This window comes from Streptomyces sp. NBC_01260, from assembly GCF_036226405.1.
Taxonomy (GTDB): domain Bacteria; phylum Actinomycetota; class Actinomycetes; order Streptomycetales; family Streptomycetaceae; genus Streptomyces; species Streptomyces laculatispora.
The window spans coordinates 8,410,333-8,431,714 of the sequence record NZ_CP108464.1 but is presented as its reverse complement, the minus strand read 5'-3'; the positions used below and the strand labels follow the sequence as shown (position 1 = coordinate 8,431,714).

17 protein-coding genes and 1 pseudogene are annotated in these 21,382 nt (G+C 72.0%); 10 read left to right on the top strand and 8 right to left on the bottom strand.

From position 1 onward, the window contains the following. The first annotated feature begins 82 nt into the window (after nt 1-82). Entirely contained in the window at nt 83-1,750 is a 1,668-nt protein-coding gene (locus OG322_RS37585) for an IclR family transcriptional regulator domain-containing protein (protein WP_124285869.1), read from the top strand. Nucleotides 1,751-1,821: 71 nt separating this feature from the next. Beyond that, on the top strand, nt 1,822-2,052 hold the full coding sequence (locus OG322_RS37580; RefSeq protein ID WP_123466421.1) for a hypothetical protein: 231 nt from the start codon (nt 1,822-1,824) through the stop codon (nt 2,050-2,052). A 57-nt stretch (nt 2,053-2,109) separates the two neighbouring features. Here OG322_RS37580 and OG322_RS37575 read toward each other — a convergent pair whose 3' ends face one another. After that, nucleotides 2,110-4,323, bottom strand: a complete 2,214-nt coding sequence (locus OG322_RS37575) for an alpha-galactosidase (protein ID WP_329307554.1) — start codon at nt 4,321-4,323, stop codon at nt 2,110-2,112. Between the two features lie 327 nt (nt 4,324-4,650). On the opposite strand from OG322_RS37575, the gene OG322_RS37570 reads away from it, so the two are divergent. Continuing rightward, nucleotides 4,651-5,838, top strand: a complete 1,188-nt coding sequence (locus OG322_RS37570; protein ID WP_329307553.1) for an ROK family transcriptional regulator — start codon at nt 4,651-4,653, stop codon at nt 5,836-5,838. A 38-nt stretch (nt 5,839-5,876) separates the two neighbouring features. On the opposite strand, the gene OG322_RS37565 is transcribed toward OG322_RS37570, so the two are convergent. Beyond that, nucleotides 5,877-6,644 carry an NPP1 family protein gene (locus tag OG322_RS37565; RefSeq protein WP_123465200.1) on the bottom strand — a complete coding sequence of 256 codons (768 nt, stop codon included), beginning with the start codon at nt 6,642-6,644 and terminating at the stop codon, nt 5,877-5,879. A gap of 522 nt (nt 6,645-7,166) precedes the next feature. On the opposite strand from OG322_RS37565, the pseudogene OG322_RS37560 reads away from it, so the two are divergent. Beyond that, nucleotides 7,167-7,271: pseudogene (locus OG322_RS37560) on the top strand (hypothetical protein); the annotation flags it as partial. Nucleotides 7,272-7,339: 68 nt separating this feature from the next. Here the strand turns inward: OG322_RS37560 and OG322_RS37555 are convergent. Genes OG322_RS37555 through OG322_RS37540 form a run of 4 tightly spaced genes read right to left on the bottom strand, consistent with a single transcriptional unit; the run spans nt 7,340 to nt 12,198 of the window. Continuing rightward, nucleotides 7,340-8,485, bottom strand: coding sequence for an XdhC family protein (locus OG322_RS37555; protein ID WP_123465198.1), 1,146 nt, complete (start codon nt 8,483-8,485; stop codon nt 7,340-7,342). Continuing rightward, a complete protein-coding gene (locus OG322_RS37550) occupies nt 8,478-10,640 on the bottom strand; it encodes a xanthine dehydrogenase family protein molybdopterin-binding subunit (RefSeq protein WP_123465196.1) in 2,163 nt (720 codons plus the stop codon). Before OG322_RS37550 ends, OG322_RS37555 begins: the two co-directional genes overlap by 8 nt. Beyond that, nucleotides 10,637-11,629, bottom strand: coding sequence for an FAD binding domain-containing protein (locus tag OG322_RS37545; RefSeq protein ID WP_329307552.1), 993 nt, complete (start codon nt 11,627-11,629; stop codon nt 10,637-10,639). The genes OG322_RS37550 and OG322_RS37545 overlap by 4 nt, the downstream gene beginning before the upstream one ends. Further along, nucleotides 11,626-12,198, bottom strand: coding sequence for a 2Fe-2S iron-sulfur cluster-binding protein (locus OG322_RS37540; RefSeq protein WP_123465192.1), 573 nt, complete (start codon nt 12,196-12,198; stop codon nt 11,626-11,628). Before OG322_RS37540 ends, OG322_RS37545 begins: the two co-directional genes overlap by 4 nt. A gap of 245 nt (nt 12,199-12,443) precedes the next feature. Between OG322_RS37540 and OG322_RS37535 the strand changes: the two genes are divergently transcribed. Beyond that, the gene (locus OG322_RS37535; RefSeq protein WP_123465190.1) at nt 12,444-13,091 is read left to right on the top strand and encodes a TetR/AcrR family transcriptional regulator; all 648 of its coding nucleotides are present in this window, start codon (nt 12,444-12,446) and stop codon (nt 13,089-13,091) included. A gap of 102 nt (nt 13,092-13,193) precedes the next feature. Next, nucleotides 13,194-13,601 (top strand): TOBE domain-containing protein, encoded by a 408-nt coding sequence (locus OG322_RS37530; RefSeq protein ID WP_123465188.1) that lies wholly within the window; start codon nt 13,194-13,196, stop codon nt 13,599-13,601. Between the two features lie 16 nt (nt 13,602-13,617). Here the strand turns inward: OG322_RS37530 and OG322_RS37525 are convergent, their stop codons facing one another. Further along, nucleotides 13,618-15,138 (bottom strand): PucR family transcriptional regulator, encoded by a 1,521-nt coding sequence (locus tag OG322_RS37525; protein WP_124285864.1) that lies wholly within the window; start codon nt 15,136-15,138, stop codon nt 13,618-13,620. Between the two features lie 242 nt (nt 15,139-15,380). Between OG322_RS37525 and OG322_RS37520 the strand changes: the two genes are divergently transcribed. The 3 genes from OG322_RS37520 (at nt 15,381) to OG322_RS37510 (ending at nt 19,614) form a co-directional block, all read left to right on the top strand. Further along, nucleotides 15,381-16,205, top strand: coding sequence for an FAD binding domain-containing protein (locus tag OG322_RS37520; RefSeq protein ID WP_123466419.1), 825 nt, complete (start codon nt 15,381-15,383; stop codon nt 16,203-16,205). Next, nucleotides 16,202-18,958: a molybdopterin-dependent oxidoreductase gene (locus OG322_RS37515; protein ID WP_329307551.1), complete on the top strand. Its 2,757-nt coding sequence runs from the start codon at nt 16,202-16,204 to the stop codon at nt 18,956-18,958. Before OG322_RS37520 ends, OG322_RS37515 begins: the two co-directional genes overlap by 4 nt. A gap of 155 nt (nt 18,959-19,113) precedes the next feature. After that, a complete protein-coding gene (locus OG322_RS37510; RefSeq protein WP_123465182.1) occupies nt 19,114-19,614 on the top strand; it encodes a molybdopterin-dependent oxidoreductase in 501 nt (166 codons plus the stop codon). A gap of 38 nt (nt 19,615-19,652) precedes the next feature. On the opposite strand, the gene OG322_RS37505 is transcribed toward OG322_RS37510, so the two are convergent. Next, nucleotides 19,653-20,072, bottom strand: coding sequence for a TOBE domain-containing protein (locus tag OG322_RS37505; RefSeq protein WP_123465180.1), 420 nt, complete (start codon nt 20,070-20,072; stop codon nt 19,653-19,655). Nucleotides 20,073-20,547: 475 nt separating this feature from the next. Between OG322_RS37505 and modA the strand changes: the two genes are divergently transcribed. After that, entirely contained in the window at nt 20,548-21,354 is an 807-nt protein-coding gene (gene modA, locus OG322_RS37500) for a molybdate ABC transporter substrate-binding protein (RefSeq protein WP_329307550.1), read from the top strand. The last annotated feature ends 28 nt before the right edge of the window (nt 21,355-21,382 follow it).

Here is a 21,382-nt window from a genome sequence, read left to right as displayed (position 1 = left end):
GCCCCACCGCCTCCGGACACCCCGCCCCTCATCTGCCGGTATTCATTACTGTGACTCCCCCACGACGCCCGACGGAGAGCCGATGCCACCGATCCACCCGCTCCAGCAGACCGAGACGCCGGCGCCGGCCGAGGCGGTCGCTCCGCTGATGCGCGGCATCACGGTCCTGCGCCGCCTCACCGACGCGGGCGGGACCATGAGCCCGAGCGGTATCGAGCGCGCCACCGGTCTGGCCCGGTCCACCGTCGACCGGATCACGGCGACCCTGGCCCGGATGGAGTACGTGCGCCTGGACGGGCGCGATGTCACGCTCGCCCCGCGGCTCATGGAGCTGGGCAACGCGTATCTGGCGGCCCTGCGGCTTCCGTCGCTCCTCGGCGCACGTGCGGACGCGCTGGCGGACGAACTCGACGAATCGGTGTCCCTCGCGGTCGGCGACGGCGACGGCATCCGGTTCATCCACCAGGCCACCCGGCGGCGCGCCATGTCCCTGAGCTTCCGCATCGGCGACCTGCTGCCCCTGGAACGCACCGCACCCGGCCCGCTGCTGGCAGCCGCCTGGGACGCGGAGGAATGGGAGCGGTGGCGGGCGCGCCGGGCCGCGGACCCCGAGGGCTCGGCCTTCCCCGCCGCACCCGTACGACAGCCCTTGGACGAGAAGGACTTCGCGGCGCGCGTCGAACGGGCGCGCTGCGACGGATGGGCCCTGGACGACCAGCTGATCGAACCGGGCCTCGTGGCCGTCGCCGCGCCGGTGCGCTCACCCGACGGCGACGTGGCCTGCCTCGTCAGCGTCGTGAGCCACACCAGCCGGCACACCGCCGCGTCCCTGCGCGACACCCTGCTGCCCAGGATGCTCGCAGCCGCGGCGGCCATGGAGGACGGACTGAGGCAGGCACCGCCCGCCGGGACCCCGCACTCCCCCACCGCGCTCGCCTCCTGGACCGGGGCGTCCAAGCAGGAGCTGGGCCGCGAGTTCATCGAGTCCCTCGCGCGCGGCCTGACCGTACTGGCGGTCTTCGGAGAGGGCCGGGAGGCACTGACCCTGGCCGATGTCGCGCGGGCGACCGGCCTGGCCCGGGCGACCGCCCGTCGCGCCCTGATCACCCTGGAGCACCTCGGGTACGTCACCACGCACGACCGGGCCCACCGCCTCACCCCACGCGTACTGGCCCTCGGCTACCCCCCGTTGTCCCGGGTGACCCTGCCGCAGATCGCGCAGCCCCATCTCGCCGCGCTGACACACCGGGTCCAGGACTCGGCCTCGTTGGCGGTCCTCGTCGGCGACGACGTCCAGTACACCGCTCGCGTCGCGACCCGCCGCATCATGAGCGTCAACATCACCGTGGGGACGCGCTTCCCCGCCCATGCGACCTCCATGGGGCGGGTCCTGCTCGCGGCGCTGCCGCCGGCCGAACGCGAAATCCGGCTCACCCGGGCCGAACCGCGGGCCCTCACCCCGTTCACGGTCACCCGGACCGGCCTGCTCGGCGCGGCCCTGGACCGCGTCCGCGAGGAGGGATACGCGCTGGTGGACGAGGAGTTGGAGGTGGGGCTGCGCTCGGTCTCCGTCCCCCTTCACGACCGCCGCGGCGCGGTCGTGGCGGCGGTCAACGTGGCGATGCACAGCGGCAGCCGCAGCGTGCGGGAGTGCGTCGCGGATGTGCTGCCCCAACTCCGCTCGGCCGCTGACCGGATCGAGGCCGACCTGCACATCACCGAACGGTACGTACGGGTCCCGGCGATGTGAACCCGGCGTGCGGTGAGCCGGGTCGGGACATGAGCACAGTTCTTTTATTGCGCAACCTTTAAAGTATGGGCATGGATACCGATTGCACGACACCTGAGGAGCACGCGGTACTCGTCGGGGGCCCCGCCCACGGCCTGCGCCTGCGCGTCACCGACCGGCCGCCCGTCGTACAGGTCACCCGCCCCTGCGAGGTGGAGGCCGCACCGGGTGGCGTCCGGGCCGAGGCCCTGTACGTCTACCGGCTCGGCCTGCCCGCAGGCGAGGGCCCGCTGAGCTACGGCTACGACGCGGCGAGCCCGTGACGCCGCCCGGCGGCACACCGGCCCGGCACGCGTCGGGCCGGACCGGTGTGCCGCCGGTCAGTTCGCGGGCACCTGGGCCGCGATCTCGATCAGCAGGGCCTGCCCGGGATTGAGCGTCGGCATCGGCAGCCCCGCGCCGGTCAGTACGGCGCCCGGCATCGGCACCCAGCCGTCGAGTGCCGCCGTGCACCAGAGGGGACCGGTGACCTGGTGGAGGGCCGGCAGCCCCGCCTCCGTACGGATCCGGACCCGGTAAGACCGGCCGGGGGTGAGGCCGGGGAGGCGGACGCGGCCCGACTGACCCGCCACCGAGGTCTCCGTCCGTGCCCAGCAGTACAGCGCCGCGCCGCCGTCCGGCGCGACCACGCCGTGCAGTTGCGTCGCCTCGTCGCCGAGGTCCGCCCTGACGACCTGTCCGCCGTGCAGCAGCCCGCGCAACTCCTTGTACAGCGCCGCCCACCGGCCCAGCGCCGCGCGCTGCGCCGGGGTGCGCGCGGTCAGGTCGTCCTCGATGCCCGCGTGGCCGAACAATGCGGTGATCAGCCGGAACGAGTCGTCGGCGACCCGCCCCGTCGTATGACTGCGCGGGCCTCCGACATGGGCGCCGACGAGCTCGGGCGGCAGCAGCTGGGCGGTCCAGCGCTGGATCGACTGGCGCTCCAACGGGTCGTTGCAGTCCGATGCCCAGACCCGGTCCGTACGGGCGAGGACGCCGAGGTCGACGCGTCCGCCGCCGCTGGAGCACGACTCGATCTCCAGCGCGGGATGGCGCGACCTCAGCGCGTCCATCAGCCGGTAGAGGGCCGCCGTCTGGGCGTGCACACCGGGCCGGTCGGCGCCGTGCGCACCGCGCTGCACCGCTTCGTGCAGGTCCCGGTTGTGATCCCACTTCAGGTAGTCGATGCCGTACTCGGTGACGAGGGCGTCCAGTCGCTCCAGCAGGTGGGCGAACGCGTGCTCGTCGGCGACGTTCACCGCGTACTGATGACGCGAGCTCGGCCCCACTCCCGCGGACGGGCCGAGAATCCACTCGGGGTGCTCCCGGGCCATCCGCGAGTCGAGGTTCACCATCTCCGGTTCCACCCAGAGCCCGAACTGCATCCCGTGGGCGTGCACCCGGTCCACCAGCGGCGTCAGCCCCTCGGGCCACATCTGCGGGTCCACCGTCCAGTCGCCGAGTCCCGCCGTGTCGTCCCGGCGGCCGAGGAACCAGCCATCGTCCAGGACCAGGCGTTCCACCCCGACGGCGGCGGCGTCGTCGGCCAGCGCCAGGAGCCGTTCGGGGCGGTGGTCGAAATAGACCGCCTCCCAGGTGTTCAGGGTCAGCGGACGCGGCGTGGACGGATGCCCGGGGCGGGCGCGGAGCATCGTGTGGAAGCGCCCGGCCAGTCCGTCCAGGCCCTCCCCGGACCAGGCGAAGAAGCACTCGGGCGAGTCGTACCGGCCGCCCGGGGCCAGCCGGATCTCGCCGGGCGCCAGCAGCTCGCCGCCGCCGAGGACTCCCCCGTGCACCCCCGCGCCCTCGGGCAGCCGCTCGGCGAGCCAGCGCTGGTTGCCGCTCCACCCCACGTGCAGGGCCCAGACCTCGCCCGTACGGAACCCGAACCCGGGCACACCGACCGTCAGGAGATGCGGCGCGTCCGGTCCGGGCTTGCCCCGGCGCACCTCGCGGACATGGCCGGCGAACGCCAGCCGGCCACGCTGCGGCGAGCGTTCGCGGCACCACTTCCCGGAGAAGTCCAGGATCTCCTGGGCCCGGTTCGGCAGCGGGAGCAGCACGGTGGTGGCGGCGAGGTCGTACGGGACGAGGCCGGCGACGTCGGCATCGGCATCGGCATCGGCATCGGCCGGACACGACACGCTGGTGCGCACCCCCAGCACGCCGGACGGGTCCAGCCGGTAGGTGAGGGTGATGTCGAGGGCGGCGTCCGCGTCATGGAGGGCGATGACCAGTTCGCCGGGGCGCTCCTCGGCGCCGGTCATCGCGACCCGGGGCGCGGTGGCCGTCCCGGCCCGGTGACCCTGGTGGGCGGGGGTGCCCAGCCAGCCGTCGGCCTCGGTGGGCCAGACGGTGAACTGCTGTGGTTCGTCGGGTGCGCTGCGGAGCACGGCGGCGTCCGCCGTCAGCCCGAGGGCAGCGAGACCGTCGCCGGTCAGCTCACCGAGGTCTTCACCCCAGTGCAGGACACGGGGCAGCGGAGCGCGGAGTTCGACGACGAAACTCACCCCGGCCGCGCGCAGGTGCGCGATCCGGGTGGTGATGCGGGTCATGGCGTGTCCTCTCGAAACCAGGAGGTGGGTGCGTGGCTCCGCGTCGGCGCCCCCGTGCCACCGGTCCCCTGCCGAGGACCGGAATCGCACCGGTCCTACCCCGACGGACGGTTCACGAACTGCACCACGACACACTCCTCGTGACAGCTGCTTCAGGGTGATCCGGCCGATGCCTGTCGCCTTCGGCGAAAGCGCGGCGACTGTAACGATCATTTCCTTCCATCGTCAATATATTCAGCACCGATCCGAGGGTCCGTTCCCGCTCCGGGTCGCTCCACCGCCTCGGACCCACCCCCTTGCTTTCGGCCAGAAGGTAACCTCCGCGGGGTGAACCTCTCCCGACAGCCACCGTCCGCAGCCCTTGTCCTCCAGGCCCTGCTGACTCAGGGCCCGTTGACACGGGCGGAGCTCGGACGCCGCACCGGACTCTCCTCCGGAGCCGTCACCAAGGCCTCGGCACCGCTGCTCGACGACGGCTGGATCACCGAGCTCGGCCCGTCCGGTGACCGGCAGCCCGGCCGCCCGGCCACACTGGTGGCGGTACGGCCCGAGCGGGCCAGGTTCATCGGAATCAAGATCACGTCGGACGAGCTGATCGGGATGCTCGTCGACCTCACGGCCGCACCGCTGACCACCCACCGGACCCCGCTCCGCGCCCGGGATGTCGGCACGGTGGTCAGGGCCGTCGCCCGGCTGGTCGGCACGCTGTCCGGACGGGCCGGACACGGGGAGGGCGAGTCCGGCCCCGCGGCGCACAGCATCGGCGTGACGGTCTCCGGCGATGTGGACGGCCCGAGCGGCACGGTCCGGTACTCGCCCTTCCTGGACTGGCACGGAGTACGGCTCGCCGCACTGGTCGAGGAGGCCACCGGCATTCCGGCGGTGATCGAGAACGACGTACGGGCCCTCACCGTCGCCGAGCAGTGGTTCGGCGCCGGGGTCGGGCTCTCCTCGTTCGCCCTGGTCACGGTCGGCGCGGGGGTGGGATGCGGGATGTCCGTCCACGGCCGGGTGCTCTCGGGCGCGTTCGGGGTCTCGGGCGAACTGGGACATCTCCCCGTCGGCGATGCCGACCGGGTCTGCACCTGCGGCAACACCGGCTGCATCGAGGCCGTCGCGTCGACGCAGGCCATTGTCGACCAGGTGCAGGAACAGAGAGGGGACGCGGATCTGTCCCTCGCCGACGCCGTGCGCCTGGCTCGGTCCGGGGATGCCACGGCTCGCGCCGTCTTCACCCGGGCGGGGCGGGCGCTGGGTCTGGGCATCGCCTCGGTGGCCAACCTCTTCGGCCCGGAGCGCATCATCATCTCCGGCGAGGGCGTGGCGGCGTACGACCTGTTCGCCGACGAGATCCGCCGGGCCTTCGCCGACCAGGCCTTCGGCGCCGCCGCCGGATGTGAACTCCTCGTGCGGCCACTGTCGTTCGAGACATGGGCGCGCGGCGGCGCTGCGATGGCGGCCCACCGCGTCTTCGCCCCGCTTCCCGGCCGGCCGGCCGGGGCGGCGGCACGCTGACCGGCGCCCGCCGCGCCCCGCCGCACGCCTCGTCCCCGTCAGGCGTTGGGGTCGAAGGGGATGCCTGCGGGCATCGCCTTTGCCAGGTGAGCGGCGAAGTTTCCGTCCTTCAGGCCGAAGACGGCGCTGCCGAAGTCGGCCTGCACCAACTTGTCCCGGATGCCTTCGGGGTATCCGTTCCAGCCAACCAGGTCGGGGAACTGCCACTGGTGGTAGTGGTTCTCAGGCGGCTCGTCGCCCGACGTCGCGGGACGGAAGCAGTGCGTACCGATCCCGTCCTTGTGATAGACGGCCTTGGGGTGGGTGCCGTCCCACTGGATCCGGTCACGGCCGTAGACGCTGAATCCGCCGTGGGCCGAGGTGGAGACGTACTTCGCCTCGTTGCCCTGCACCCAGACCACGACGTGCTCCCAGTCGTGGCGATGCCCGCCGAGACCGCTCCCGGCCACGGCCTGGTCCTTCTCGAAGTAGAGGCCGTAAATGATGGCGCACCAGCCGTTGTTGCACTTGGAGCGCGCGTAGCCGTTGGTGTTGTCCAGGTCCCAGGAGTCGTGGCAGCTGCCGTTGACGGCGCCGGTGGTCTTCAGCCCGGGGGCGATGGTGCCGTCGGGGCCGATGGCGGGGGTCGGATAGCAGCCGTCGCCGTCGTAGTCGTAAGCCGGCTGGAAGGTCTGCTCCAGTCCGTCCGCGTTCGCGGGCAGAGCACCCGGCACGTCCGCGAAGGCACTGCCCGGCGAGGCCAGGACCAACACCCCGGCCGCGGCCAGCACGAGTGACACCTTGCGGATCCGTCGTCTGTTCTTCACTGCTTCCTCCTGGTCGAAGCGTGTCGGGCCGAGTCATGAGGTGACATGCCCATGCCCACACTCAGGGAACCCCGAAGCCCTGCCTGGTACAGGGGATTCCGCAGCGATGAAGGCTCGGCCAAAAGCCCGGCGCCCGCTCAACCCGGTTCGCCCGGACACGAATTGAACCCGGCCCACGCACGAACCGGTGGCGCCGCGACAGCCGCCGCGCCACCGGACAAGGCGCCACACGGTCAGGCGGCACACAGACAACCGCCCCGTCCGATCACATGTCACCCCCGCCCCGCGCACCCGTTCCTGGCGGTTCCGGGCCGCCGGCGCGAAGCCCGGTCGGGCTGACTTTTTTTCTTGACAGAGGAAATTAACTTGGCTCACGTTTCCGGCCAGGTCATCGGCCAACCTCGTCGAGACGTTCCCGGCGCCCACGCCGGCTGCCTCTCCGGTGTTCACCACAGCCCTGTCCCAAGGGCCGCTCTCCCGGGTGGAGACCGCCCCCCAGGACCGGGTTGTCCTCGGCCCGCGGTGACCAGGGCCGTGCGCCCGTTGCCGGGGACCGGGTACTTCGTCGAGGACGCCGTCCCGCGGGGGCCGCTCTGCCACTGCGGCAACCGGGGCTGTGTCGAGGCGATCGCCTCGGACTCGGCCATCGTGCGCCGTATCCAGGAACGGACGGCGGGCGGCGTGGCCGGTCCAGGTCACGCCGCCGCCGAGGAGCGGGACCCGCCCTCCTGCCGCCCGTCGTCGTGGTGGATGGGCGTACCCGAGCCGGTCAGCGGCGCCCCCGATCCGCCCCGGCGCGCGGCGACGATCTCCGCGGCGATGGACAGCGCGGTCTCCTGCGGCGTGCGGGCGCCGAGGTCGAGGCCGATCGGGGAGCGCAGACGGGCCAACTCGTCTTCGGTGAGCCCGACTTCGCGCAGCCGCCGGTCGCGGTCCTCATGGGTGCGGCGCGAGCCCATCGCGCCGACGTACGCGGCCGGCAGCCGCAGGGCCGTCTCCAGCAGCGGAACGTCGAACTTCGCGTCGTGGGTGAGCACGCACAGCACGGTTCGTCCGTCGGTCGCGGTGTCGCGCAGATATCGGTGCGGCCAGTCGACCACGAGGTCGTCGGCCTCGGGGAAACGGGCGCGGGTGGCGAAGACCGGCCGGGCGTCGCACACGGTCACGTGGTAGCCGAGGAACTTGCCCGCCCGCACCAGCGCCGTGGCGAAGTCCACGGCGCCGAAGACGATCATCCGGGGCGGCGGCACACTCGACTCCACGAACAGCGTGACGCCGCCGGGACAGTGCGAGCCGTCCTCGGCGATCTCGACCGTGCCGGTGCGGCCGGTGTCCAGCATCGCGCGGGCCTGCGCCACCGCCGCCCGTTCGAGCTCCGGATGTCCGCCGAGGCCGCCCTCGTACGAGCCGTCGGCGCGCACGAGCAGCGCCCTGCCGAGCAGTTCGCCCGGTCCCCGGGCCACCCGGGCGAGCGCCGCGGACGCCCCCCGGTCCGCGGCCGACACCGCCGCCCGGAACACCGGCGCTGCCGAGCGCACCGGTGTCACCAGGACCTCGATGACGCCGCCGCAGGTGAGCCCCACCGCGAAGGCGTCCTCGTCGCTGTAGCCGAACCGCTCGCGCGCTGTCCGTCCGTCCAGGAGCGCCTGGACGCACAGCTCGTACACCGCCCCTTCCACGCAGCCGCCGGAGACGGAGCCGATGACGGTGCCGTCGCTGTCGACGGCCAGGGCGGCGCCGGGACCGCGCGGTGCGCTGCCGCCGACGGCCACGACGGTGGCGACCGCGAAGTCCCGGCCCTCCTCGAACCAGCGGCGCAGGGCGTCCGCTATGTCAAGCACTCGGAGCTTCCCCCGCCGCCGCCCGCCGGGCTTCCTCCGCCGCACGCAGGACACGGTCGGGACGGATCGGCAGCTCCCGGTGGCGTACGCCGGTGGCGTGCCACACCGCGTTGGCGATCGCGGCGGCGACGCCGACGACGCCGATCTCACCGATGCCCTTGATCCCGACGGGGTCGCCGGGCACATGGTCCTCCACCCAGTCCGCCTCGATGACCGGCACGTCGGCGTGGGCTGCGAAGTGATAGCCGGCGAGGTCGGCGCCGACATGGCCGCCGGAGGCCCGGTCCCTGATCGCCTCCTCGTGCAGGGCCATGGACAGCCCCCAGGTCATTCCGCCGATGAACTGGCTCCGGGCGGTGAGCGGGTTGACGATGGTGCCTGCGGCGTAGATGCCGAGCAGCCTGCGTACCCGCACCTCGCCGGTGGTGACATCCACCGCGGCCTCGGCGAACTGCGCTCCGAAGGAGTGCCGTTCCATCTTCGCGAGGGCGCCGATGGCCTCGGCGGTGTTCGACCTGGCGGTGATTCCCTCCGGCGGAATGCCTCCGCCCAGCGCCAGCCGATCCCGCAGCTCGCCCGCCGCCAGCTTTACCGCCCAGGCCCAGGAGCGGGTGCCCGTCGAGCCGCCGGCGATCATCGCCGGGCCCAGATCGCTGTCCCCGATACGCATCAGGATGCGGTCCGGGTCCACCTCGAGCGCGTCCGCGGCGACCAGGTTCATCGCGGTCCTGGCGCCGGTCCCGATGTCCGCCGCGTTGATCCGTACGGTGAAGCTTCCGTCCGGCTCAGCGGTCACGGCCGCGGTGGACGGGCCGACCCCCGAGGGGTAGGTGGCCGCGGCCGTTCCGGTCCCGATCAGCCAGCGCCCCTCCCGGCGCAGGCCGGGACGCGGGTCCCGGTCCGCCCAGCCGAACCGGCGGGCACCCTCCTCGAAACAGGCGAGCACATTGCGGCTGCTGAACGGCAGCCCCGACACGGGCCCCACCGCGGGTTCATTGCGTGTGCGCAGCGCGATCGGGTCCACGCCGCACTTCTCGGCCAGCTCGTCGAGCGCCGATTCGACGGCGAAGGATCCCGGCGCCTCACCCGGTGCGCGCATCCAGGTCGGGGTCGGCACGTCGAGCCGTACCAGTGTGTGCAGGGTGTGATGAGCGTCGGCGTCGTACAGGACGCGCCCCAGCTCGGCGCTCGTCTCGACGAACTCGTACACGGTCGACGTCAGGCTCTGCGACCGGTGGTCGAACGCGCGCAGCCGGCCGTCCGCGTCGGCGGCGAGCCTGATCAGCTGTGCCGTGGGGCTGCGGAACCCGACGAGCGAGAACATCTGGCGCCGGGTCAGTACGACGCGTACGGGCCGGTGGAGGACGGTCGTCGCCATGACGGCGGCCACCTGATGAGGGCTCAGTCCCTTTGATCCGAAGGCCCCGCCGACATGCTCGGAGCGCACCCGTACGGAGGACGGGTCGAGAGAGAAGAGCTGTGCGAGCTCAGCGGCCACCCAGCTGCTGCCCTGGTTGGAGTCGACGATGTCGAGGCGGCCGCCGTCCCAGCGAGCCGTCGCCGCGTGCGGCTCCATCGAGCTGTGGTGCTCCTCCGGGGTGGCGTACTCCTCGTCCACGACGAAGGCGGCTGCCTGGAGCTCGGCCTCCATGTCGCCCTTCGACGTCTCGGCGTCGGCCATCGTGGTGTTGTGCGGCGTGTACGCGCCGGGGTGCCCGGCGACGAACGCCACGTCGTGCGGCTCCTGGTCGTAGCGGACGACCAGCGTCTCGGCCGCCTCCCGGGCCTGTTCGGACGTCTCGGCCACGACGAGCGCCACCGGCCAGCCCACGAAGGGCACCCGGTCGTGCTGGAAGAGCCCGACGACCGGGTTGGGCCGTCCCAGCATGCCGACGTAGCCGGTGTCGACGCGCGGAGCGTTCCCGTGGTGCAGCACGGCGAGGACTCCGGGCATGGCCAGGACGGCTGCGTCCTCCACCGGGCGGACCCGGCCGCGGGCCACGGTCGAGAGCACCAGCCAGCCATGGGCGAGTTCCGCGAAGGGGATCTCGCCGGCGTAGCGGGCCGCTCCGGTGACCTTGTCGCGGCCCTCCACCCGGGTGCGGCCGGAGCCGACGGCCCCGGTGAATGCCGCGCTGTCGGTCGTCGTGGTCATCGGGCGGCCTCCTCGGCGAGTTCGGTGAGCACGGCCACGACCAGGTTGCGCATCAACGTCACCTTGTATCCGTTCTCCGGGAGCGTCCGGGCGGCCGCCAGTTCGGCGTCCGCCGCGGCGGCGTACGCCTCGGCACTCGCCGGTCCGCCGGTCAGTGCCCGCTCGGCCGCACGGGCCCGCCACGGCCGGGACGCGACCGCCCCGAACGCGAGGCGCACGTCGCGTACGACGCCGTCCTGGACGTCGAGCGCGGCGGCGATCGAACCGACCGCGAAGGCGTACGAGGCGCGCTCGCGCACCTTCCGGTAGCGGGAGTGCGCGGCGACCGCGGCCGGCGGCAGAGTGATGCCGGTGACGAGGGCGCCGGGCGGCAGGGCGGTCTCGATGTGCGGGGTGTCGCCCACCGGCAGATAGAACTCGGCGACCGGCAGCTCGCCGGGCCCGTCGGCCGTCTCGTACGAGACGACGGCGTCGAAGGCCGCGAGCGCGACCGCCATGTCCGAGGGGTGGGTCGCCACGCAGTGCTCGGAGGCGCCGAGGATCGCGTGGTTGTGGTGCTCGCCCGCGATGGCCGGGCAACCGCTGCCGGGGACACGCTTGTTGCACGGCTTGGCGAGGTCGCTGAAGTAGCCGCAGCGGGTCCGCTGGAGCAGATTCCCGCCGACCGTGGCCATGTTGCGCAGCTGTCCGGAGGCACCGGCCAGGAGCGCCTGCGCCAGTGCCGGGTAGTGACGCCGTACCTCGGCGTGGGCGGCGAGATCGCTGTTGGTGACGGTCGCGCCGAGGCGCAGGCCGCTGTCCGGTGCGAACTCGACGGTGTCCAGTGGAAGTTCCCGCACGTCGACGAGAAGTGCGGGCCGCTCCACGCCTGCCTTCATCAGGTCGACGAGGTTGGTGCCGCCGCCGAGGAACCTGGCCTCCGGGTCCGTGCCGAGCAGTGCGACCGCCCCGGAGACGTCGAAGACGCGCTCGTAGCCGAATTCCCTCATGCCACCGGCTCCTTGTCCTGGAACGTGGCGGCCTCGGCCGCGGAGGCCTCGGCCGCCCGCGCGACCGCCTGCACGATCGACACGTAGGCGCCGCAGCGGCACAGGTTGCCGCTCATCCGCTCGCGGATCTCTTCGGCGGTGAGCGCGGGCGCCCCCGCCTCCGGCCGTACATCGTCGGTCACGGCGCTCGGCCAGCCCGCCGCGTGTTCCTCGATCACCGCGAGGGCCGAACAGATCTGCCCCGGGGTGCAGTAGCCGCACTGATAGCCGTCGAGGTCGAGGAAGGCCTGCTGGACCGGGTGCAGTCGGTCGCCGTCGGCCACTCCTTCGATGGTGGTGACCGCGCGCCCCTGTGCCGCGACCGCGAGCTGCAGGCAGGCCACGGCCCTGCGCCCGTCGAGCAGTACCGTGCAGGCGCCGCACTGGCCCTGGTCACAGCCCTTCTTGGTGCCGGTCAGATCGAGGTGCTCGCGCAGGGCGTCGAGCAGGGTGGTGCGGTGGTCGACGGGCAGGGTGTACTTTTCGCCATTGATGTTCAGGGTGATGGCACTGGACGTCGATGGGCCCATGATCAGCCTTCTTTCGCATTACTGATGCGCGTCGAACGAGACGGTCCCGGCGGACGGCCCGGGAGGGGAGAGAGGCGATACGAGTGAATCTGCACAGGTGGGAGCGGGGGTACCGGTCGGCCGTACTGGCTGGATCTGCCGCTAAGGTAGGGCTAAGCGGACAGCTGTCCACCAGTGATCGAACGTAGTGGACAGCTGTCCGCTTATCAAGAGTGGCCACGGCCGTGGGCCCGGAAGGAGTCCCCGTGCAGGAGGAGAAGAGCACCCCGCTGCGTCCGGACGCACAGCGCAATCGCGAGCGCATCCTGGAAGTCGCGCTGGCCGAGCTGACGCGGACCGCGGACGCCCCGGTGAGCGTGATAGCGAAGAAGGCCTGCGTCGGGCAGGGGACGTTCTACCGCAACTTCCCCAACCGCGAGGCGCTCGTCCTGGAGGTCTACCGCTACGAGATGCAGCAGGTCGCCGACACCGCCGCCCAGTTGCTCCTGACCCGTGATCCCGACCGGGCCCTGCGGGAGTGGATGGACCGGCTCGCGCAGTTCGCCATGGCCAAGGCCGGTCTGGCCGAGGCGCTGCGCACGACGGTCAGTCGGCACGGCGGCCTGGCCCGGCTGGGCCATGGCCCGGTGACCCGGGCCGTCACCCTTCTGCTGGACGCCAACGAGAAGGCCGGCGCCATCCGTTCCGGGCTGACCGCAGAGGACTTCCTGCTCGCCATCGCCGGGCTCTGGCAGATCGACCCGCACAGCGACTGGCCGCCGCGCGCCGCCCGGCTGCTGGACCTTGTGATGGACGGGCTGCGGGCGGGGGCATCCGGCAGGGACCGGCCGGCGCAGGACGAGGGCGCGGCGGATGCGCCGGAGCCGGGTTCACCGCAGGACAGGCGGGCCTGAGCCCGAAGGACCCGGGCGGACCGTCGGCGCGGCGTCCCGGAACCGGCGGTGTGCGGGCCGGCGGTGCGCGGGAGGCGCCCGGCGTTGGCCTAGAGTGCGGGGGTGCCTTCGTACAGCATTGGCCAGGCCGCGGAGCTGCTGGCCGTGAGTCCCGAGACCGTTCGCCGCTGGGCCGACGGCGGTCACCTCGCGATGGACCGGGGCGGCTCCGGAAACCGGGTGATCGACGGTGTCAGCCTCGCCGGCTTCGCCACGGAGCGTGCCGCGGGGCTGCATCCGGTTCCCGGGGAGGTGCTGACGTCGGTACGGAACTCGTTCGCCGGGATCGTCATCTCGGTGACGGCCGACGACGTCGTGGCACAGGTGGAGATCCAGTCGGGTCCGCACCGGCTGGTGTCACTGATCAGCCGCGAGTCCGTCGATGAACTCGGCCTGGAGGTCGGGGTCATGGCCACGGCACGGGTGAAGTCGACGAACGTGCACATCGACCGGCCGGGCGGCCGGGACTGAGCCCTGGCGACCGCGGTCAGCGGCACATCAGAGCGGCCTGAAGATCGAGGCGGTGATCGAGGCGCGACAGGTCGCGACCGGTGAGCTGCTCGATGCGCCGGACACGGTAGTGAACCGTGTTGACATGGAGGTGAAGGGCTTCCGCGACGCGCGCCCAGGAGCAGTTGTGCGCGAGGAAGACTTCCAGGGTGTGCAGCATCATGCGCTGCGAGGCTCCGTCCTCGTCAGTCAGCGGGCCCAGGGTCCGGGCGCTGAAGACCTCGCGCACCTCCTCGGGGAGTCCGGCGAGCAGCGAGTGCAGGGTGGTGAGGCCGTCCATGGAGGTCAGCCGGGCCGCCGCGGGTTCCGTGGCGCGGGATGCCGTCAGGGCGTAGCGCGCCTGCACGAGACTGCCGTGCAGGCCCTCGGGACCGGCGACCTCCGCGCCCACCCCGCCGTGGAGTGCCGCGCCGGGGCGGCAGCCGTCCAGGACGGGCCACAGGGCGCGCAACCGGCCTTCGCTGTCTCCCGGTTCGCCCTGGACGACGGCCACGGCCGTACCTCCCGCGAGCCTGCCCACGGCGAAGGGGCGGCCGGGGTCGTGGTGCAGGGCCTCGGTCAGGGCGTCCGCCGCCGCGCTCGCGTCGTCCTCATGGGCCGGCCGCGCCGTGATGACCTGGTAGGGGCCCCGGTCGAAGAGGCCGCAGCCGTGGAGTGCGAGGCGCAGTGATGTCCCGTCGGTGTGCGGGGCGCTGATCAGCGAGACGAGGTCGTCGCCCTTGCGGCGTGCCGCTTTCTCTCCGGGGGCGGTGCGGTGCCGGTGCTGGGCGAGGACGTCGGCTATTTCGTGCAGCACACGGGGCGGCGCCCCTGCTGTGTCGGGGACATGCAGGTGCCAGACGTCGTAGGGGGATCCGTCCGACTCGATGCGCAGCGTGGCTCCGGTGGGCCTGCGCAGGCATTCCGCACCCCGTGGCGCGGTCAGCGGCGGGGCCGACGGAGTGCGCGCGAGGGTGCGTCCTGTCGCACTGAGGAGGTACGCGGCCGGGGTTCCCAGGTGGGCGAAGGCGCGGTCGAGCAGCGTGTCCGGGTCCGCACCGGCCGCCAGCAGGACGCTGAGCTCGTTGCGTACGTTCTCGGGCAGTGCGTAGTGATGGGTGGGACGGCGGCTGAGATCGCCCCAATGCCGGAGGTAGACCGCCTCGGTGATGGCCCGGAAGCTGGTGCTCGCGGGGACGGCGATGAGGGTGACGCCGTGGGTCCGGCAGGCGTCGACGAGGACATCGGGCACGGCGCCGTGCGTTTCCTCGCCCGCGAGCAGGGCCACGGCCCCGGCCGTCCGGAGCGCGCTGACGAACCGTGCAGCCTTCTCGGGTTCATCGTTCGGATGCCACCACACCAGGCCGCTGAGAACGACCTCGCCCTGCTGGAGGAAGCGGGTCGGGTCCTCCAGGTCGGTGGCGGTGACCCCGCTGATCTCCCGGGCCGGCAGGGGCTCTTCGCCCCAGAGCAGGGTGAGGCCGAGGGATTCGAGCTGGAGGAGGTGTTCGACGTGCATGGTCTGGCTCCTTGCGCGACTGCCGGGCCCGGGCCCGGCATCTCACATTCACGAGGCGATTGCGAGTCCTGTCATCGTAAATGCCAGGTGAAGTGATCAATACACCTCTTGGTCGATCCTCCAGGACGCGGGGCGGGGACTCGTGTATTTCCGTGTGGTGCACCAGTCGTGCGCGGGGCCGCCGCGTTGCTTCACTGAGCTTCTCGGTGGCCGACGACGCAGCGGCCGGAGCGGAGAACGACATGGATCTCAACACCGTGCGGGACGTGCGTGACGCCCGTTCCCACGAGCCCTGGAGGCCCGGTGACGCCTGGCTGGGAGGGGGCACCTACCTGTTCTCCGAGCCCCAGCCCCGGCTGCGGCGGCTGGTGGACCTGAGCAGGATGGGCTGGGAGCCGGTCACGCACCACCACGACGGTTCCGTGGAGTTCGCCGCGACCTGCACCATCGCCCAGCTGTCCCGCCACGGGAGGCGGAGCCGCGTCCGGGCGGCGCCGCTGTTCGAGCAGTGCTGCCGGGCGTTCCTCGCCTCGTTCAAGATCTGGAACATGGCCACCGTCGGCGGGAACCTCTGCAACGCCCTGCCGGCCGGGCCGATGATCTCGCTCACCGCGGCCCTCGACGGGGAGTGCCTGCTCCAGGCGCAGGACGGCTCGCTCCGCCGGGTACGGGTGGCCGATTTCGTCCTCGGCGCGGGGCGCAAGGACCTGGGCGAGGGCGAGTTGCTGCGCTCCGTCACGCTGCCCGCCAGGGCGCTGGCCTCGCGCACCGCATTCCGGCAGGCCTCGCTCTACGGTCTGGGCCGGTCCGGCGCGCTGGTCATCGGGGTGCTCGACGAGCAGGACGGCTCGCTGGCCGTGACGGTCACCGCGGCCACCGTCCGCCCCTTCCGGCTCTGGTTCCCGCTGCCACCGGACCGCACCGGCCTGCGGGGCGCCCTGGAGGCTGCCATCGGCGACGCCGACTGGTTCGACGACATCCACGGGCTGCCCGCCTGGCGGCGGCACATGGCGTTGCGGCTGGCCGAGGAAGTGCGGCGCGAACTGACCACGGACGGTGCACGATGAGTTTCGGGATCCATGTCAACGAGCAGCCCTTCGACGCCGAACCGCGGCCGGGTCAGTGCCTGCGCACCTATCTGCGCGAACACGGCTGGTTCGGGGTGAAGAAGGGCTGCGACGCGGGGGACTGCGGGGCCTGCACCGTCCATGTCGACGGGGAGCCGGTGCACAGCTGCCTCTATCCGGCGGTACGGGCACAGGGCCGGTCGGTGACCACGGTGGAGGGCCTGGCCACGGACGGCGAACTCCACCCCGTACAGCAGAAGTTCCTCGACGCGCAGGGATTCCAGTGCGGTTTCTGCACCGCCGGGTACCTGATGACCACGGCTGCCCTCGACGACGAGCAACTCGGTGATCTGCCGCGCGCGTTCAAGGGAAACCTGTGCCGCTGTACCGGCTACCGCGCCATCGAGGACGCCGTGCGCGGCGTGAAGCATGTCGAGGCCCCGTGCGCCGGCGCGGCGGTCGGCCGCAACCTGCCCGCCCCGGCCGGCCCCCAGGTGGTGACCGGGACCGCCCGGTACACCTTCGACATCGACGTCCCCGGCCTCCTGCACATGAAGCTGCTGCGCTCCCCGCACGCGCACGCCCGGATCACCGGCGTCGACACGTCCGCCGCGGTGCGCGTGCCGGGGGTGCACCTGGTGCTCACGCACCACGACGCCCCCGAACGGCACTACTCCACCGCCCGGCACGAGCACCCCACCGAGGACCCCGACGACACCCTGGTCCTGGACGACACCGTGCGCTTCGTCGGCCAGCGGGTCGCCGCGGTCGTCGCCGACAGCGAGGCGGCGGCCGAGGAGGGCTGCCGGCGCGTCGAGGTGACGTACGAGGTGCTGCCCGCGGTCCTCGACCCGGAGGAGGCGATGCGGCCGGGCGCACCGGTCGTGCACGCCAAGGACGGCGCAGCGGCCCGGATCGCCCGGCCGCTCGACAACGTCGTGGGCGAGTCGCACGGCGAGATCGGCTCGGTCGAGGAGGGCTTCGCCGCCTCCGACGTGGTGTACGAGGAGACGTTCCGTACCCAGCGGGTCCAGCACGCGAGCCTGGAGACACACGGCGCGGTCGCCTGGTTCGAGCGGCCGCAGGAGAGGCCGGAGCGGGTCGTGGTGCGCTCCAGCACCCAGACCCCCTTCCTCACCCGGCGGGCACTCTGCGCCCTGTTCGACCTGCCCCTGGAGAAGGTGCGGGTCCTGGCGGGGCGAGTGGGAGGCGGTTTCGGCGGCAAGCAGGAGATGATCGTCGAGGACATCGTCGTCCTCGCCGCGATGCGCCTGCACCGTCCGGTGAAGCTTGAGTACACCCGCGCCGAGCAGTTCTACGGGGCCACCACCCGGCACCCGTTCACCGTCCGGGTCAAGGCCGGGGCGCGTCACGACGGGACCCTGACCGCGCTCCAGCTGCGGGTGGTCTCCAACACCGGGGCGTACGGCAACCACGGGCCGGCCGTGATGTTCCACAGCGTCGGCGAGTCGATGGCCGTCTACCGTGCCCCGCACAAGAAGGCGGACGCGTACGCCGTCTACACCCATGCCGTCCCGGCGGGCGCGTTCCGCGGCTACGGGCTCGGGCAGGTCGTCTTCGCCATGGAGTCGGTCATGGACGAACTGGCCCGCCTGCTCGCCATGGACCCCCTGGAGTTCCGGGAACGCAACATCATCGGCCCGGGTGAGGCCATGATCAGTCCGGGCGGCGAGGAGGAGGACCTGCACATCGCCAGCTATGGCCTCGACCAGTGCCTGGGCATCGTCCGCGGCGCGCAGGCCGAGCCGGCGGGCGCGGCGCCTGAGGGGTGGCTCGTGGGGGAAGGCTCCGCGCTGTCCATGATCGCGACCGGGCCGCCCGGCGGGCACATCGCCGACGCCCGGATCAGCCTTCTGCCGGACGGAACCCTGGATCTGGCCGTGGGGACAGCGGAGTTCGGCAACGGCACCACCACGGTCCACCGGCAGATCGCGGCCGGCGAACTGGGCACCACCGTCGACCGGATCGCCGTGCGCCAGTCCGACACCGATGTCGTGAAGCACGACACCGGCGCCTTCGGCTCCACCGGAACCGTGGTGGCCGGCAAAGCGACGCTCCGCGCCTCCCAGGCCCTCGCCGAGACCCTCCTCACCTTCGCGGCCCAGCACCTCGGGGTGCGCCGCGACGAATGCCACCTCGCGGAGGACGCCGTCGAGCACCCGAGCACGCGGATCCTGCTGAAGGAACTGCACGCGGCGGCACAGTCGGCCGGCCGGGAACTCGCGGCGGACGGCCACTTCGGCGGGACACCGCGTTCCGTCGCCTTCAACGCACAGTGGTTCAGGCTCGCCGTCGACCCGGGGACCGGCGAGATCAGGATTCTGCGCAGCGTGCACGCGGCGGACGCGGGCAAGGTCATGAACCCGATGCAGTGCCGGGGCCAGGTCGAGGGCGGCATCGCCCAGGCCCTGGGGGCCACGCTCTTCGAGAACGTCCGGCTGAACGGCCGGGGCGAGGTCACCACCGCCGCGTTCCGCCAGTACCGGCTGCCGCAGTACGCGGACATCCCCCGCACGGAGGTCCACTTCATGGAAACCGTCGACACGATCGGCCCGTTGGGGGCGAAGTCGATGAGCGAGAGCCCCTTCAACCCGGTCGCGCCGGCGTTCGCGAACGCCCTGCGGGACGCCACCGGAATCCGGTTCACCCAACTGCCCCTCACCAGGGACCGGGTCTGGCTGGCGCTGAACGAACAGGCCCGCGCCCAGTCCGCCCGACCGGGCGGTCAGTGACCCAGGGATGCGGCAGAAACACTCGGTATCGGTGGTATCGGTTCACAAACGCCAGGCTTTTGGCGGACATTGCCTCGTACTCGCGATTTCGCGGGGCGACCGCTGGGCATACCTTCTGACAGCCGCCCTGCGGGCCGTCCGATTTGGGGATCCCCATGAGCCGACTCAGCGCGCAACCCCGCACGCCTCCCCCGCTGCTCACACCCTTCGCCCTGCTCGGGGATGTCGAGCGTCCGGCCACGCTGACCGTGGCGGACCTGCGGAGCAGATGGGAGCAGCACCGGGCCGAGGTGGTCTTCGACTGCGCCACCAACGGCCCGCAGCACCACAGCTTCGAGGGGCCCCTGCTGCGCGAGGTGGTTCTCGACGCCCACCCGGTGTTCGACGCCCGCAGGCGCAAGGACCGGTCCCGCTACCTTGTGGCGGTCACCGGCGGCGACGGACACCACACGGTGCTGTCGTGGGCGGAGGTCGACGCCGACTTCGGCAATGTCCCGGTCCTCCTGGCCACCCGGATGGACGGCCGGGGTCTGGACGGGGCAGGCAGCCAGCTGGTGGTGCCCGCCGACCGGTGCGGCGCGCGCTACATCAGCGCCATCTCGCACGTGTGGGTCGGGGCGTGGCCGGTCTCCGTACAGCCGGCCCGGTGCGCCTAGGCGAGAGGGTCCGCGCGGCCGCCGGCCCGGTCCGCGGCTCAGGCCGCGGCGAGGGAGACCTCCGTCGACTTGATCAGTGCGGTGACGGACGTACCCGACGCGAGTCGCAGACCGGTCACGGCGTCCTTGGTGATCGCCGCGGTCAGCTCGCCGCCCTCGACGGAGATCCTGACGCTCGCCATGGCGCCGCCGGTGGCGACATCGGTGATGGTGCCGGGGATCCGGTTGCGGATGCTCAGGCCCTCGACGGTGCCGGTCGCCAGGGACACCTCGGTGGACTTGATCAGCGCGCGGACCGGGCTCCCCTCGGTGAGCCCGAGTTCCTTCGCGGCTTCGAGGGTGATCGCGGCCGTCATCTCCTGGCCGCCCACCAGGCGGACCTTGACGGTGGCCATCGCTTCGCCCGCGGTGACGGCGGTGACGGTGCCGGGGAGCTGATTGCGAATACTCAGGCTCATGGAGAAGCGCCTCGAATTCAGGGTGAAATGCCAGGTATTTCCCGGTCTGCATTCCTCACTGTAGACATTTCCGGTTCAGCCGGCCGACCGCCCGCCGCAGACGCCAGGGAGATTCGCCACCTCGCCCGGCAAACGGGGACAACGGGTCAGCGAACCGCCCTCACCTCGGCGTTTCCACGCGGCGAGCGCTTCGGAGCTTCCTCCGAACGACAACGCATCTGCTATGGACCTTCGCATTACACATTGTAAATGCAAGCTCAAAACGCCTACTGTGTGGCACATGCAGTCCTACGCCATGGCTGATGTCGCAGCGGGGTGACCACCACTCGCGTCATATCGACCGGCGTGCACGTCGACCGCACCTGAGTCACCGCCCCACAGCTCCACCAAGCGGCGTCGCCCGTCCCCGGCGCGGCTCACCACCATCCGCTCGGACGGCACCAGCCGACCGCGTTCCCAAGGAGTTCCGACCCTCATGCCCCTCGCCTTCACCAGACGCCGTACCGCAGCCGCGATCCTCACGGCGGCTCTCCTCGTCCCGCTGGCCGCCTGTGGCAGCGACAACGACAAGAAGGACTCTGGCGCCGACGCCACCGCGTCCGCATCCGGGGCGCCGAAGGCGAACCTGACGGTGCTGGCCGCCGCCTCGCTCACCGACGTCTTCAAGACGGCCGGCGCGGCGTACGAGAAGGAGCACCCCGGCACCGAGGTGAAGTTCTCCTTCGCCGGCTCGCAGCAGCTCGCCGCCCAGGTCAAGCAGGGGGCGCCCGCCGACGCCCTGGTCACCGCGGACACCAAGACGATGGACGGGCTGAAGTCCGACACCGGAACGCCGACCGTCATCGCGAAGAACCGCCTGGTGATCGCCACCGGCAAGGGCAACCCGGAGAAGATCGACAGCCTGAAGGATCTCTCGGACACCAAGCTGAAGGTGGTGCTCGCCGCCCCCGAGGTCCCGGTGGGCCGCTACAGCAAGCAGATCCTGGACGCCCAGAAGATCGACGTGAAGCCGGTCTCCCAGGAGCTCGACGTCCGCTCCGTCCTCAGCAAGGTCGAACTCGGTGAGGCCGACGCCGGTCTCGTCTACAAGACGGATGTCGCCGCCGCGGCCGACAAGGTGGACGCCATCGACATCCCCGATGCCCAGAACGCCGTGGCCTCCTACCCGGCTGCGACCCTGAAGGCGACCAAGAACAGCGAAGCCGCGGACACGTTCGTGAAGTGGCTCTCCACCCCGGAGGCCCAGAAGATCCTCGCCGCCGCCGGCTTCCAGCAGCCGTAACCGGTGACCACCCCGTGCGGGCGGCCTG

Bases quoted from the DNA above. Each gene is read 5' to 3' on its own strand.
- OG322_RS37585 (WP_124285869.1), top strand. From the start codon at position 83: ATGCCACCGATCCACCCGCTCCAGCAGACCGAGACGCCGGCGCCGGCC.
- OG322_RS37580 (WP_123466421.1), top strand. From the start codon at position 1,822: ATGGATACCGATTGCACGACACCTGAGGAGCACGCGGTACTCGTCGGG.
- OG322_RS37575 (WP_329307554.1), bottom strand. From the start codon at position 4,323: ATGACCCGCATCACCACCCGGATCGCGCACCTGCGCGCGGCCGGGGTG.
- OG322_RS37550 (WP_123465196.1), bottom strand. From the start codon at position 10,640: ATGACCACGACGACCGACAGCGCGGCATTCACCGGGGCCGTCGGCTCC.
- OG322_RS37545 (WP_329307552.1), bottom strand. From the start codon at position 11,629: ATGAGGGAATTCGGCTACGAGCGCGTCTTCGACGTCTCCGGGGCGGTC.
- OG322_RS37540 (WP_123465192.1), bottom strand. From the start codon at position 12,198: ATGGGCCCATCGACGTCCAGTGCCATCACCCTGAACATCAATGGCGAA.
- OG322_RS37525 (WP_124285864.1), bottom strand. From the start codon at position 15,138: ATGCACGTCGAACACCTCCTCCAGCTCGAATCCCTCGGCCTCACCCTG.
- OG322_RS37520 (WP_123466419.1), top strand. From the start codon at position 15,381: ATGGATCTCAACACCGTGCGGGACGTGCGTGACGCCCGTTCCCACGAG.
- OG322_RS37515 (WP_329307551.1), top strand. From the start codon at position 16,202: ATGAGTTTCGGGATCCATGTCAACGAGCAGCCCTTCGACGCCGAACCG.
- OG322_RS37510 (WP_123465182.1), top strand. From the start codon at position 19,114: ATGAGCCGACTCAGCGCGCAACCCCGCACGCCTCCCCCGCTGCTCACA.
- OG322_RS37505 (WP_123465180.1), bottom strand. From the start codon at position 20,072: ATGAGCCTGAGTATTCGCAATCAGCTCCCCGGCACCGTCACCGCCGTC.
- modA (WP_329307550.1), top strand. From the start codon at position 20,548: ATGCCCCTCGCCTTCACCAGACGCCGTACCGCAGCCGCGATCCTCACG.